Below are 13,896 nucleotides of genomic sequence, written 5' to 3' on the forward strand. Positions count from 1 at the left end.
CTGATTTCGTCTTTACTGGTCATCTCTACTGATCTCGAAATTCGTGCGGAGTCATTCCGTAATGCTTTTTGAACATTTTACTGAAATATTGGGGATTCTGGTAGCCTAGTTCCGTCGTAATTTCGTATATTTTTTTGTTGGAATATTTGAGCAAATAAAGTGCCCGCTCCATTCTCATTCGGATAATATAGTCACCCAGACCTTCTCCGGTTTCAGCTTTATAAATTTTAGACAGATAGACTGGATGAAGATAAACCTGATCGGCAATCGTTTTAACAGACAGCTCCTGACCTTTATCCTGGGAGATGAGCTCCTGAACCTGCTTGACCACATAGCTTTTAGCGCTTTGCTCGCTTGCAGACCATTCAGATTTAAGTTTGTTCATCATGGAAAATATCCACTCTTTGAGGTGAGGAAACGAATGAACCATTTTCTGCGCATGTAACGGATCGAAGCCTACTTGATCCATCTGTGTAATGAAACGTCCTTGTTTGTGTGCTGTATACATAAAGGCGCTCGTCACCGAAATAAACAGCTCATATAAATGCTCGCGTGTATATCCCACCTCTTCCATTTTTCCAAATACACGGCTCACTTTTGCTTCGGCCTCGTCCCATTGCCTGGATTCAAGCAGATGAGTAAGCGTAGGGTGCATATAAAGCCCCTCCAGTGACTTAACTGAGCTGTGTGGCTGTTCTGTCTGTTCTTCTATGAATAGCAGTGTATCCGTCTCCTCCTGATGGTTCCAGTATAAGGATCTAATCGCTGTCTGATATAGCTTAGGCAGTTCCTCTGGAAACTTAAACCATCCGGTTAATGCAACGTAAATTTCCCCTTTCAAGTAATTGCTCACATTTTTTCGAAAGGTCTCAATCGCCGCACTCAAACAACGATTCTGCTCATCCACACTCCGTTCAGGAAATGAATCCCAATTCCCTTCTATTAATACAATTAAGCAGTCATGCGGCGCTTTGCAATGCCAAACGTGAAAATCAGGTGCGAACACTTCTTCGGCAATATTTCCAATCGCATACTCAATTAAGGAGACTGAATGATAGTCCATATCAGAAAAATGCTTTCCTAGCTGAATAAGCAACATACTGGCAAGATGTCCCGTGCGTAGCTTGATTTCGTACTCGGACATTTTGCTCTCTATTTTTGGTACTGGTAAATCACGCCCGAGTAGCAAATCATGCATCAAATGGGTCCGCAGTACACCAAAATCGTTTCTGCGGCTATATTGTAATTGATGAACCTTGTCAAATGCTTCCCATTCTTCCTTTAGCGAATCCATGGCGGCTGACACACATTTGATAAACTCTTCATCATCCACCGGCTTTAAAATGTAATCAAAAGCCTTAAGCTGAAGCGCTTTTTTAGCATATTCAAAATCGGCATAGCCTGTCAGTAACAAACTTCGGATATGCGGCCATCGCTCGTTTACTTCAACAATCAACTCCAGTCCCGTCATACCAGGCATACGAATATCTGTTACCAGAATATCAATATCGTACGCTTCCAGCACATCCACTGCTGCTAATGCGGAAGCCGCTTGATGAACCCTCTCGATGCCTAGCGTCTCCCACGGAATGGTAGCTGCCAGACTTTCTGTTACATAACTCTCATCATCTACTAATAATATCTGAACCATCTGGTCCCTCCGTTTTAACTATATTCGAATTTGGCGAAGGCTCAATTAAACCATTCGCATGCTCTCCTTCCGTTAAGATCGACCATTTTAATACTGCACGTAATCCTCCCAATGGAGACAAAGAGAATTCCAGTCCTGCTTCTTCCCCAAAATGTAATCGCATGCGTTGATGCACATTCCACAAACCGTATCCATGATCCTCTTCCACAGGCTTGTCAAGCGTTGATGTCAGGGCAGCTATAGCCTCTCTACTCAAACCGAGTCCGTTATCATCCACAATCAGGTACATATACGAGCCAACACGCTCAGTCAAAATATGAATTAGACCCTCCTCCGCTTGAGGCTCTATTCCGTGCAGCACCGCATTTTCCACCAATGGCTGCACTATAAGCGGCGGAATCGGCAGACTGCTGGCCTGCGAAGAAACATGAACTAAGAACGTTAGCCTTGGCATACGCATCTGCTGTATGTTCAAATAATATTGAACAAACTCGACTTCCTCTGATAATGGAACTAAATCCCGCTCTTGTCTTGTCGTATACCGATAATATCTGGATAAATTATGAGCCATAGCCACGACCGCTTCATGATTGCGCAGCTTCGCCATACTTGTGATAAACGAAAAACAATTATAAAAAAAATGTGGATTGATTTGTGACTGGAGCTGCTTTAGTCGCGCTTCCTTGACATGTAGCTGCTCAACATACACCTTCTCAAACAGCTCCTGAATCTGTTCGACCATCTGATTGAATTGACTAGCCAGGAAAGCAAACTCGTGACTCCCCCTTAGACTTAATCGAACAGCATAGTCTCCGTCCTTTAGTCTCCTAAATGCCCGCACAAGCTGAAGAATCGGCACTTGTACCTGTGAATGAAGCAAGTAAGCGCCAATCAGGCCTACCAGCAGCGAGCCAACAACCGTTATATAAAACAGTCGATTCGATGAGTAAATCGGAGACATCATATCAGACAAAGGCATGTAATCAATCAAATACCAACCCGTCGTTTGCGAAAGAACGGCATGAACCAGGTAGCTTTCTTCTCCAATCTTCACGGTCAGATTGTCAACTTCATGGAGTCCCATTTTTTCCAATTTAGAAATCAGCTGTCCAGACAGCTCTTCATTGGCAGTACGATTATAGATAACTCCTACGCCTTTTTTATAATAAAAAGGCTCCTTGCGTCCACCACCTTTGAAGCGGTCAAGCATATCCTGAATATTACTGCTGTCAAATTCAACCTTAATAATCGTGTTAGCGGTTTCTGGATTACCAAGTGAAGAAAACGGGGATAATGTATACAATGAAAATATAAATTGGTCTTTCCCATATGATCTTTTTTTGGATACCTGCCAGCCGTCTTTTATCAGCTGATTTAGTTTTTTCTGCTCATATAAACCTGCTCCATCCTCCGATACAACCCGTCCAAGCGAAGGAGAATAGATACTCAGTCCGGTTCTCCAATTAGAAGAGCTTTCCTGAAGCCCAAGCTTGGTTTGAATCCGTTTGACAAGGTTAATTCCATCCAGATTGAGAACCTTGTCCTTCAAAAAAATCGCTTGAAAACTGGCTACATCGGGATCATGAATCAGCAGATGCGGCCAGGAGGAAATCATTTCAATATTCGTATTCACCTGGTTTTGAAAAAAAGTCAGCTGATTATAATTAGATTGATTCAGCTCCTCACGTAATACACCTGTCGTTGTCTGATTAGAATAGACATACAGGATCAGCAGAGGTATAAGCAATACGATAACGATGGAGACGATTTTAGTATAAAAATTAAATTTAAACATGAGTTCTACACATCCTCTGCACAAGAAACAGGCATACTTAATTGGTATGCCTGAGCCCTGACCTTTGTTGCCGTCAGTACATACACTACATTATCAATGGTTGGCGGTGATAATATGTTTGATGCTAAGCAAATGGAATGGTTTAACCAACTATCCGCTGAAGACTTGGCCATTTTAGGTGCCGGCTTCAATACACTAGGTGATTTTTTTGATTTTCTGGCGTTGGTTAAGGCCAAACAGGAAACATCTAAGGAGCTAAAAGGTAAAAACACGAAATCAAAAACTATTTAATAACGAATTTTACACGAGTTCCATCCTCATACTCATCCAATTGATGACTAACCCATGATCCTGCCCCACGATTATCCTTAGGGGCTATGTATTTGACATTTGCACCTTTGCCACCTTCTGAACACATAGCCATCGGCCATTCATCACGATCGTATCCCTTACGAGTGGGAACACCTGTAAGCGAATGCTTGCGATTTAGCTCGGCTCCTTCACGGTCAATTGTGCATACTGGTGATTTTCCCGCCTGAATGGCTTCCTTAATATGCTGCGCCGTTTCAGGGTAACGACCTGACGGGAATTGCAGCGTTACCTGAGCCGCCGAGGAAGGCGGGTTCTCTCCTGTCATTTTCGTAAGAAGATTGCCTCCTTCAAACCAATACGCGCCCGCAGCTAGCAGCACTAAAACTATAAAACTTAGCAACTTTTTCTTCAATTTTCTCTCTTCCCTTCAAGCTATTCCAATAGATGCCTTCAACTAAGGTAATCCCCGGATTTTATTTTTTGTAACCCCTTACTAACTATAAAAAAAGGTTGAATATTGGACGACAAATAGTATAGAGAGGAGGTTGCACGAATGAACGATGAGATCAAACTGGCCGTGAGCCAAATGCAAGCCGTTGTAGTCCGGTTACTGAATGGAAGTACCGTAATTGGCTGGCCTAAGCTCCTATCTGACCAAGAAACTCAGCAATTCAAGCTCTATGATGACGAACACGTATATACGATTTCTGTTAATGACGTGGATACAGTCGCAAGAGTTATTGTATAAGATACAGGAAGCGACTTAATGAGACATCCAGCGGACAAGCCCAAACAAGGCACACCACAGAAGAAGACTAATCAGAATCCCCCAAAATAAACCTTTAAAAAGCTTCATACCATACTGACAACCTTTCCGACTGGGCTTTTCCCCATTATAACATGTCAGAAAGACAGCTGTCGCAGCTTGCTCTTGCATCATCTTCGTATCATATATTTTAAATTTTAAAATCACAATACAAAGGAAAATAATGAATTTTCCGAAAATTATGCCTGATCACCATTGAAAATGCAATCATGACATAATAAAAGTCACATTTTAATCAAAATTTAATGAAAGTTTTCCGAAAATGATGTATAATTATTGACATAACAAAACGCACGAGGTGATCATCATGGCATTATTAAACAGAGTTCATGAATTAAAATTGCAACTGCCTAACGAGCATCATAGCATTTCCCAATACGTGGAGCATGCATTGCATTCGATTGACAGTTTTGTGGAGCAACATCGTCAATTTATAGCCGCTCAGGCTCTATATGGTGAAAAGATCAATGGTACGGAAGAAAGACTGTTCCGAGACACAATTTCTGAGATTAAAGCCCAACTGGTAGCTACTTTGGAAAAGACAGTTGAAGACTTCGCACACAAAGGCGATAAGCATTGGAAAAATCATTATCAGGACGGCGTAGAATAATAAGCTGAAAATAACCCCCGGTCTTTGGACCGGGGGTTATTTTGTATAAGTGGATGTGGCAATGTACGTAGCTATTTTAACACTTTGGCAGATGTCGTTACCTTCTTACCGCCATAGACTACTTTAATACTGGAGCTTCCGCTTTCCAAGGCCTTCACCTGACCAGCTGTAACCTCTACGATCGACGGTTTGGAGGATGTCCATACCGCTGAGCTTGTCACATTGGTAGTAGCACCTGAATCATAAACTGCATTCACACTAAGCACTTGAGAGGAGCCTTTAGGCAGCTTCAGGTTTTTATTGCTCAATACCAGTTTGAGCAGCTTAGGTGTGACCTTGATCTCGATGCTAAACGACTTATCCTGATATGTGCCCGTAATCGTTGCGTTTCCAATTCCAACGGCTTTAATGGAAGAGCCTTTTACGATCGCTACGGAAGCATTCGATGTTGTCCATTTCACTTTACTGCTCAAGGTAACTTTTTTACCATCTGTATAATTGCCGACGACTTTGATGGACTTACTTCCCTTCAAATTCATCTCAGCATTCGAAAAACTTGGTGTCAATGTAGAAATAGCTCCCTCCACAATGACAGGTACTTTCACATATTTATTCATATACATAGCTTTGATTCCAGAGTTACCGCCACTCACCGCTTTTACTTTACCATTTGCTACTGTAACTGCGGCTGTTGTACCTACCCAGCTTACCTGATTGGTAACATCAAGGATTCCGCCACCAGCCATGTGTGCTTTTACTGTCGGAATACTTGCTTCTTGGCCTGCAACCAATACGTATTTTTTCTCTGAAGCGGTTAGTTTAAGTACTTTGTATTGCACAGTCACTGGAATATCCAGTTTGAGCGTACCTACCGTTGCTGTCAATGTTGCACTGCCTGGGTTCACTGCAACCAGCTTACCATTTGCTATTTTAACTGCACTTTCACTGCTTAAGCTCCATTTTACATCGGATTGAACTGCTTTTTTAGCCCCATTGACCAAATAAGCAGATATACTCGGAAGAGAGGTTTTGCCTCCTGTTTCGAGAGTCAGACTCGCTTTGCTTGAAACTAATTTTTCAACCGTCGGAAGTACATTAATCTTTAGAGTCTTGCTCAAACCGTGATAGGACGCTGTAATCGTCGAATTGCCTGCATCCATTGGTGTGATTTTACCTTGCTCGACTGTGGCAACCAGCGGATTGGAGGAAGACCATTCTGCCGTGTTGGTCACATCTGTTTTGCCGCCAGTCAGGTTGACATCGGTTGCACTAACCTGAATTGGGGAGCTGCCCAGAAAGACCGATTTGGACCCAGTTGCACTCAATACCAATGCCTGGGAAGAAGAGCGCACATACACAATCGTTTGTGCTTTGAGTTCATCTTTGCTTGCTTTAATGTAAGTCACGCCTTTGGCAAGTGGACGAATAAGACCATCTTCAACGGTAGCAACAGCCGCATTCGAAGAAGTCCATTCGACACCGGATACATTTTCCGTCCCACCTCCAGTAAGAACACCTTGAGCAGTCAATTGCTTCGATTCTCCGCCAATCGTCAGATTCAGTGGACCCGTCGGATTTAATTGCAGCTTGCTGTAAGGCGATTTTACTGTAATCGTTGTACTTACCGTTTGCTGCTCATATGTAGCAACAATCTTAATCTGCCCTTTTGACACAGGAGTAATGAGTCCCTTATCTACCTTTAAAATACTTGAATCCCCAGAGATCCATTCTGCCTTTTGTGTAACATCTTCCTTGCCCTTTTCTGTCAATGACCACACTTTTAATTGAGCGGGGCTTCCACCCAGATTCAATGTAGTCGGATTTTGACTATCCCACTCTACCGTGGAGGTCTTGCTCTCCTCAGCCCGGATCAAACCTGCTGGCCATGCTGCAAATACAAACATCAGCAACGCAAGTAAGAAGGTACTCCGTTTGCTCATACGTTTCATACGTTCCATTCGTTTCTCTCCCTTTGTTTCATTCTATAAAACAGGGTATTATTAACAATCCCATTATCTTTTATCGGTAAGCAGTTAACTAAATTGAACCCTTCATCAAAAAAAGGTGAATTATTACAGTTAAAGTTCTCCACGCAGTGACCTTACCACAAACAAATGCTCTTCCTTAGATAAGGCTTGTCCATCTTCAAGAATTACATCGTGTGCCGAGTGACTAACCAGCTTTACATTATAAGCAATCAGCTGATCCTCTCTCCAAATCGTCACCGCCGACTGAAAATGAATGGCATTATCAAACTGTAACGGAACGCTCATTACATAACCAGTAGCGTTCAGCTTCGCCGGATGGCGGCTTCTACGCTCACGCCCCGGAGGAAACATGGTAATATGCGTAATATTTTCAAAAGGAATAGCCAGCATTTTCGGGCCTAAAATAACACACTTTCGTATCTCATCCCATTTTTCAAGCGTGCCGCGCACCTTCTGGGTATGACCATTGTTGCCGTGATATAAAATGACCTGACGTCCCTTCCATTGACGCATGTCCTCACCTCCAGTGCTAGCGGCTATGAATCTCCCACCGAATCGGTTCCATTCCATGCTCCTGCAAAAATGTATTGGTACGCGAAAAAGGTTTGCTGCCAAAAAAACCTCTGTGAGCCGCCAATGGACTCGGATGAACGGATTTTAGCACCAAATGCTTGCTGGTATTCACGAAGCTTGCTTTTTTCTGAGCATGGCTCCCCCACAAAATAAACACTGCTGGCTGCTCGCGCTCATTAATCGCTTCAATGACAGCATCCGTGAAACGTTCCCAACCTATTCCCTGGTGAGATTGCGGTTGTCCTTCACGCACGGTTAACACGTTGTTCAGCAGCAGCACACCTTGCTCAGCCCAAGGAACGAGGTATCCCTGATTCGGAATGGGAGTGCCGATATCATCGCGAAGCTCCTTGTATATATTTAGTAGAGACGGCGGCGTTCGCACACCAGGTCTAACAGAAAAGCTTAAACCGTGAGCTTGTCCTTCTCCATGATATGGATCCTGCCCCAATATAACCGCTTTGGTCAGATGAAATGGCGTTAATTTGAGTGCGGAAAACAAGTCTTCTTTTGGAGGATATACCTTATGTAACTTGTACTCTCGGGCTAACGTATACCTTAAATCATTAAAGTATGGCTTTTCGACCTCTTCTCGTAGTACATCATCCCAGTCATTCCCAAACATACTCCTGTCTCCTCTCAATATGTAAATCAGTGAAAACGGTAAGCTTTTTGATCCAAAAAAATAAGCTGAACTCCTCATCCGGAGCCAGCTTATTTATTCGTTACCTGTGTTATATGCCGAAGGACCAGGAAAATATCCTTACGGTAATCAGCTACCGCAGGTCTAAATTCGATTTCCTTATTATAACATTAACGATAATGATGTCAAGTAACTGAAAGCTTAATTCCCTCAGAAGAAAAGCTCTTTATTGCTGTATTTATTACGATTTTGTATGAGTATTCAGGTATTCCAATGCATTATATAACATAACAGCAGCTTCGGCACGTGTAATCTCGCTTTTTGGATAAAACTTTTCATTTGCATCCAAGGTATTGACCTTGTAGACTAGCGAGCGTTGAATGCTACCTTGGTAAGAAGGCTTCAGTTCGCTGTCATCCGCAATATTCGCAGGTGCGATTTTAATCATCGGAAGAGCGCCTGCTTTTTCCATGCCCTGAATCAGCATATGAGTGAACTGTTCCTTAGTCAGAGCTTTGGCAGGATCAATATCCTTTGGAATAACCACACCATTATAATGCGCGTTGATAAAAGCTTCGGCATACCATGCAGTATCCTTAACATGGGTAAACAGTCCGCTGACCTGTGGCTCCTTGTTCAAATCAATGGCTGTCAAGCTGAGCTGGAATCCACCGGAAATCAACTGAATGCCTTGAGCAGCGGTTACTTTAGATGACGGGAGAAACTGCGTGTCAGAGATACCTTTGAGCAGACCCTGATCTTTAAGGGATATAACTTTTTCTTTACCACTTACGTTATCCAAATCTTTGAATTGACGGTCTGCCGCAGACATTTGACCTCCAACGGAGAAGGACAAAATGGCTACAGTTGTAATGGCTGCAAATGCACTTTTTCTCATACTCATGTTAAGTTCCACCTTGTAGTTGAATTGGGCCGCTTGGCCATTAACAACTTCATTGACGTAGTATAAGATGGAAATGTTGCAGGCGACGCTGTTAACTCTTATGCTACATGTCTTCCTTTTTAATATAATACCTTCTCCAGACAGCGTGCCAACTCATCATCGGAAAGGGGCTTGCGATGCGTATTCTCTAGGTAGATATATTTCTCTGTTTCTGGCATTAAATATTGTTTGGACCACAGAAACATATCCGGACTGTCTCCCTGAAGACGAAGAAATCTCCGCACAGTGTCCGCATGTGAAATAGTGTTATCCAGATTGGTTAACCAATCTGCCCGGTAGAAATGCTCCCATCTTCCAGTTCCTGCGAGCGATAGCGCTTCTTTACCCATCCGGTAGCTCCAAACAGCATGAGAAGCTTGTATAAATGCTCGTGGATAATCTTTTTCAAGGAACAGCCCATAAGCGCTACATAAGCTTGCCAGTCCACGTGAACCACTTAGATGCAGTTCAATCTGCACAAGCAGTTGATTATACAGCCTGCGACATTCATCTTCAGACAACTGCTTCATGATTCGTAGACACCGCTCTCGCAGTTCAACCCAGTCCGGAATTGCCGACTCGGCTTTTTCCTTGAACCAGCGTACCTGTTCAGGAAAAGGCCTTTCTCCAGTAGCCCAGTACAGCCGTTCATCACTGCCTTCTTTGCCTTGTAGCCAATACCCCATAATCTGCCGAGTCGGATGGTGATAGAATTCCTCCCCTGCCCGATCATCCTTATGCGGGCCATAAACGATAGTACAACGGGAATAATCCCGGTATAATTGGGAAATCTCTTGAAGCTGACTACTGTACAAGCGCCCAATAAAATCAGTAAGCTGCTGTTCAGCATCCATGTTACCATACGTCCATAAATTCGCTGCCAAATCCAGCGTATATACATGTGGCAAAATATTACCTGAATTGACCAGCAGATACTCGTTTGCTCCTGCAGCAAATGCTGTCGTTAATTCGTCAACAATCAGCTCGGCAGAGGAGGGAAATTGAGTAAGATGGTTTGACGCCTGCAAGTCGTGGAAGGTCACATGGTAATACACTCCATTCTTGCCCCCATCCTGCGTCTCAGGCAATGCTGGTACACGATAATTAAGATTCCCATGACGCCGGGATACCATTTTACCGTAACCATTATCCGCCCATATTTTGATCACCTCTTCGGGTACTTCAATATGCCCCTGCTTGTATAACTCGGCAATCTCACCATACATCGCCATACAGCATACAGGCTGCTCCACAAATTCACAGATCATATTGTATTGCTTGCGAACCACATACGAGATTAATTGTCCGCGTTTGTCCGGCGTATTAAAGGAAGGATCATCTTCCCAAAAAGGCTTGTCACCCTGTCCGCGAAAAGACAACACCCAAACAATTTTCTCTCCCTTTTGCCGTTCAATCGCTTCCTGCCACAGCTGTTCAAACAACTCGGGATGCTCTCTGTAGCTAGCTTGTTTACCCGGAAAGGCGCGCAAAAACATCTCCGCCCCCAACGGCTCAGCATGATGATGTGTGATCCATAAGCCCATATCTGCTGCAAGCTTATGATGGATACCTGTGCGTGGTAAATCTGTCCCCGGAATCACCATATTTCCACCGCAGCGCAGTAACGCTTCGAAAACGGGCTGCCACACCTGCTCTGTTGGTGGATAATCTTCCTTCCAGCCAATCAAGCATACCTCATCATTGACAAACCATCCTCGATATCGAACCTTGGACGGTATACTGTCAACATTCTGACTCGGTAAAACTATGGTATCCCGCTTAGGTGGGAGAAGCTCCGCCCAGAACCAGAACGGCTCCACACCCAAAGCGAAACGGCTGTAATGAAGCAGTCCATAAATAATTCCTAATTCATCACGGCCAATAATATGGAGTACCGTTCCCTTGCGACCAGCAACAAAACGTAGACAATAGCTCTCTGGCCAGTGCGGACAGCTATCTCCTTCCTGCGCATAACGGATAATGATCGAGGGCTCTATTTCTGTTTGCAATGGCTCGAGGCCAAACACTTGCTTATGATCTCGCGCAATCATGTTCCAAGCGTGGGCAATGGGCACACTTTCATTGGTTTGAAGATTGTATCCGCTTTCAGATGAAATAGTCAGAGGTTCACAGGCTTTCATTTATTGTCATCTCCTATTTTTTTCAACTATGAGGATTCTTCTTGTCTTTATTTTATAGGTTGGCAACATACATATAAAGCTGTCCCAACGTAAATATAGCTTTTTTTCGGTAAATCACTTGAGAGTGAAGCTTCATTTGAGAAAGAAAAAAGTAAGGAACAGGAGAGAAATAAGAAAGACTTGATTGCTACACTAAAAATGTTCCAAAAAAAACAGACTGCCCTTAAAGATTCAAGCGCAGCAAAGGAGACTTGATATGAAATTGAAAAAACGATTTGCCTCTTTGCTCCTGTTAGCATTGATGGCATTTATCCCGGTCCAGGCATATGCTTCTGGGTCCGTTCCAACCACTCCCTCCGGAATTCCGATTTCCGAAATCGAAAACAGAACAGATCAAATTATGAAAAAATATATAGGAACAGCGATTCCTGGTGCTGCGGTTTCCATAGTAAAGGACGGAAGAATTGTTTTTTCAAAAGGTTACGGATACGCAAACATCGAGAAACAAACACCCATGAGTACGGAAACAACCTATATGGAGGCCGGTTCCGTATCTAAATTATTCACCTGGACGGCAGTGATGCAACTGGTTGAGCAAGGAAAGCTGGATTTGAATACAGACATCCACACATACTTGCCTGACGGCTTTCTCAAGCCTTCTTTTGATAAGCCTATTACCCTGAAATCACTGATGAGCCACACGGCAGGTTTTGAGGAGCACCTGGAAAAACTTTTGGTTCATGATCCTGCTGATCTTAGACCTCTCAAGGAGCATATCGCACCCGGAAATCAGCCTGAACAGATTTATGAGCCTGGAACAGTGATTGCTTATTCCAACTATGGGACCAACCTAGCCGGTTATATTATAGAACGTGTATCCGGAATGCCTTTTGAAACCTATATTCAGAAACATATATTTGAGCCTCTGGACATGAAGCATTCTTACTTTACACAACGATATGATCTTATCCCGGAGGTTATCGAACATAAAGCAACAGGCTACTCCAAGAAGGATGGAAACTGGGTGGCAAAGCCGAATGTTTTCTTTAATGATGTGCCGGCTGGTGCGTTAAACATTACTTCGGAGGACATGGCTCATTTTATGCTTGCTCATCTGAACATGGACCATTCCTTAAAATATTCGCTGTTCAACAAGAGTGAAACCTTGCGAGAAATGCATGAGGCTTCGTATACCCACTATCCCGAGCTTCCGGGGAATGCCCATGGCTTTTGGGAACGGTTCGCGGGGGATTATCGTGTTATCGAGCACGGTGGAAATACAGATTCATTCTCCTCTCTGGTCTCTATCGTACCGGATCAAAACTTTGGGATCAGCATCCTGACCAATGTGGAAAATGAAATGTCCGGTGCGAGAAGCGAACTCATTGACCTGTTTGTCGGGGATTCCCACGCCACTCCGCAAACGGACAGCACGTTGAAGCATAGCGCGGATGTGGCGGGAAAATATCGCTCTGCTCGCGCAGTATCATCTGGTATATTGAAGCTTATACCTGTGTTATCCAATGCGGAAGAAGTGGTCACAGCCAACGGCAATGGCGGAATCACTCTGAGTATTCCATCCATGAATATTCATGTTGATTATGTAGAAACCAAACCCTATTTTTTTGAACGCGTGACTCCCGGGAGCACTCCTTATGATCACGCGGGCCTAAACATCAGCCGTCTTTTTTTCTTAACCAATGCCGATGGTAAAGTGACGCAGTTGTCATATGGAGTGATCGATGACCAATTGCCGATATCCTTCCTGCAAACATCCATCTTCAGTTATATTCTGGTCGGGGGATGCGGTATTTGGTTTGCGCTTGGGTCTATTTTCGGTATTATTGGATGGCTGCGGAAGCTCAAGGACGCAAGAAAGCAGAAGAGTGCTTCACGGCTTCCCTTGCCTGACAGTGTAACCTTAATACCGCTGCTGGGTCTGCTTGTGATCATCAATCTCATTGCTTCAAGCATCCAATTGATAGGCGACCCCTATCAGCCTATGTCCAATTTCAATTTCAATATTATCTTTTTCTGGGTACTTGGGCTTGCCTTTGTACCGGCTGCCTATCTTGCTGTAAGAAAATGTAACGTTTCGGAGACTACATTATTAAGAAAGGTATACACCGCGACGCTGATTCTTTCGTTTTTAGCTATTTCGTTTTTCCTGTATTCCTATAATTTCTATTTTTTCGCATAGATCTACTTAATTTTATCCTTTTTGTAGCATAGATAGCCTCCACGACATATTTCGAGTCGAAACATAGAAAAGGCCGTCAATAGACGGTCCAGGCTGTCGAGAAAGTCTCGACAGCCTATTTTATGTTAATTTTGTTTAAGACGACACCGCGTTAATGTTGTATAATATAGGTAACTATTGTAGAACGGATGGTGTTGATATGCTACGCTCCAAC

General features: G+C 43.5%; 12 protein-coding genes. 4 read left to right on the forward strand and 8 right to left on the reverse strand.

What is annotated here, in order from left to right; translation table 11 throughout:
* Positions 1 to 25 precede the first annotated feature (25 nt).
* Positions 26 to 1,651 (reverse strand): response regulator transcription factor, encoded by a 1,626-nt coding sequence (locus ACWA2B_RS26860; RefSeq protein WP_449292812.1) that lies wholly within the window; start codon positions 1,649 to 1,651, stop codon positions 26 to 28.
* Positions 1,626 to 3,446 (reverse strand): sensor histidine kinase, encoded by a 1,821-nt coding sequence (locus tag ACWA2B_RS26865; protein ID WP_449292813.1) that lies wholly within the window; start codon positions 3,444 to 3,446, stop codon positions 1,626 to 1,628. Before ACWA2B_RS26865 ends, ACWA2B_RS26860 begins: the two co-directional genes overlap by 26 nt.
* Positions 3,447 to 3,560: 114 nt before the next feature.
* Here ACWA2B_RS26865 and ACWA2B_RS26870 point away from each other — a divergent pair, with 114 nt between their 5' ends.
* Complete coding sequence (locus ACWA2B_RS26870) at positions 3,561 to 3,737, forward strand: hypothetical protein (protein ID WP_176715684.1); 177 nt, start codon at positions 3,561 to 3,563, stop codon at positions 3,735 to 3,737.
* Here the strand turns inward: ACWA2B_RS26870 and ACWA2B_RS26875 are convergent.
* A complete protein-coding gene (locus tag ACWA2B_RS26875) occupies positions 3,730 to 4,170 on the reverse strand; it encodes a NucA/NucB deoxyribonuclease domain-containing protein (protein WP_449292814.1) in 441 nt (146 codons plus the stop codon). The genes ACWA2B_RS26870 and ACWA2B_RS26875 overlap by 8 nt on opposite strands.
* A gap of 141 nt (positions 4,171 to 4,311) precedes the next feature.
* Between ACWA2B_RS26875 and ACWA2B_RS26880 the strand changes: the two genes are divergently transcribed.
* Entirely contained in the window at positions 4,312 to 4,506 is a 195-nt protein-coding gene (locus tag ACWA2B_RS26880; protein ID WP_029517686.1) for a hypothetical protein, read from the forward strand.
* 385 nt (positions 4,507 to 4,891) lie between these two features.
* The gene (locus ACWA2B_RS26885) at positions 4,892 to 5,194 is read left to right on the forward strand and encodes a hypothetical protein (RefSeq protein WP_013310964.1); all 303 of its coding nucleotides are present in this window, start codon (positions 4,892 to 4,894) and stop codon (positions 5,192 to 5,194) included.
* A 71-nt stretch (positions 5,195 to 5,265) separates the two neighbouring features.
* Here the strand turns inward: ACWA2B_RS26885 and ACWA2B_RS26890 are convergent, their stop codons facing one another.
* The 5 genes from ACWA2B_RS26890 to ACWA2B_RS26910 all read right to left on the reverse strand — a co-directional run bounded on the left by ACWA2B_RS26890 (position 5,266) and on the right by ACWA2B_RS26910 (position 11,482).
* Entirely contained in the window at positions 5,266 to 7,152 is a 1,887-nt protein-coding gene (locus ACWA2B_RS26890; protein WP_449292815.1) for a tenascin, read from the reverse strand.
* Positions 7,153 to 7,272: 120 nt separating this feature from the next.
* The gene (locus tag ACWA2B_RS26895; protein ID WP_449292816.1) at positions 7,273 to 7,695 is read right to left on the reverse strand and encodes a hypothetical protein; all 423 of its coding nucleotides are present in this window, start codon (positions 7,693 to 7,695) and stop codon (positions 7,273 to 7,275) included.
* Positions 7,696 to 7,711: 16 nt separating this feature from the next.
* A complete protein-coding gene (locus ACWA2B_RS26900; protein ID WP_449292817.1) occupies positions 7,712 to 8,380 on the reverse strand; it encodes a uracil-DNA glycosylase in 669 nt (222 codons plus the stop codon).
* 259 nt (positions 8,381 to 8,639) lie between these two features.
* Entirely contained in the window at positions 8,640 to 9,302 is a 663-nt protein-coding gene (locus tag ACWA2B_RS26905; RefSeq protein ID WP_449292818.1) for an S-layer homology domain-containing protein, read from the reverse strand.
* Between the two features lie 119 nt (positions 9,303 to 9,421).
* Entirely contained in the window at positions 9,422 to 11,482 is a 2,061-nt protein-coding gene (locus ACWA2B_RS26910; protein WP_449292819.1) for a glycosyl hydrolase 115 family protein, read from the reverse strand.
* Between the two features lie 256 nt (positions 11,483 to 11,738).
* Between ACWA2B_RS26910 and ACWA2B_RS26915 the strand changes: the two genes are divergently transcribed.
* Entirely contained in the window at positions 11,739 to 13,682 is a 1,944-nt protein-coding gene (locus tag ACWA2B_RS26915; RefSeq protein WP_449292820.1) for a serine hydrolase domain-containing protein, read from the forward strand.
* Positions 13,683 to 13,896: the final 214 nt, after the last annotated feature.

The sequence above is a fragment of the Paenibacillus sp. CMM36 genome (genome assembly GCF_053570945.1).

Excerpts from the sequence above, each read along its gene's own strand:
- ACWA2B_RS26860 (WP_449292812.1), bottom strand. The coding sequence starts at position 1,651 with ATGGTTCAGATATTATTAGTAGATGATGAGAGTTATGTAACAGAAAGT.
- ACWA2B_RS26865 (WP_449292813.1), bottom strand. The coding sequence starts at position 3,446 with ATGTTTAAATTTAATTTTTATACTAAAATCGTCTCCATCGTTATCGTA.
- ACWA2B_RS26870 (WP_176715684.1), top strand. The coding sequence starts at position 3,561 with ATGTTTGATGCTAAGCAAATGGAATGGTTTAACCAACTATCCGCTGAA.
- ACWA2B_RS26880 (WP_029517686.1), top strand. The coding sequence starts at position 4,312 with ATGAACGATGAGATCAAACTGGCCGTGAGCCAAATGCAAGCCGTTGTA.
- ACWA2B_RS26885 (WP_013310964.1), top strand. The coding sequence starts at position 4,892 with ATGGCATTATTAAACAGAGTTCATGAATTAAAATTGCAACTGCCTAAC.
- ACWA2B_RS26890 (WP_449292815.1), bottom strand. The coding sequence starts at position 7,152 with ATGGAACGTATGAAACGTATGAGCAAACGGAGTACCTTCTTACTTGCG.
- ACWA2B_RS26895 (WP_449292816.1), bottom strand. The coding sequence starts at position 7,695 with ATGCGTCAATGGAAGGGACGTCAGGTCATTTTATATCACGGCAACAAT.
- ACWA2B_RS26900 (WP_449292817.1), bottom strand. The coding sequence starts at position 8,380 with ATGTTTGGGAATGACTGGGATGATGTACTACGAGAAGAGGTCGAAAAG.
- ACWA2B_RS26905 (WP_449292818.1), bottom strand. The coding sequence starts at position 9,302 with ATGAGTATGAGAAAAAGTGCATTTGCAGCCATTACAACTGTAGCCATT.
- ACWA2B_RS26910 (WP_449292819.1), bottom strand. The coding sequence starts at position 11,482 with ATGAAAGCCTGTGAACCTCTGACTATTTCATCTGAAAGCGGATACAAT.
- ACWA2B_RS26915 (WP_449292820.1), top strand. The coding sequence starts at position 11,739 with ATGAAATTGAAAAAACGATTTGCCTCTTTGCTCCTGTTAGCATTGATG.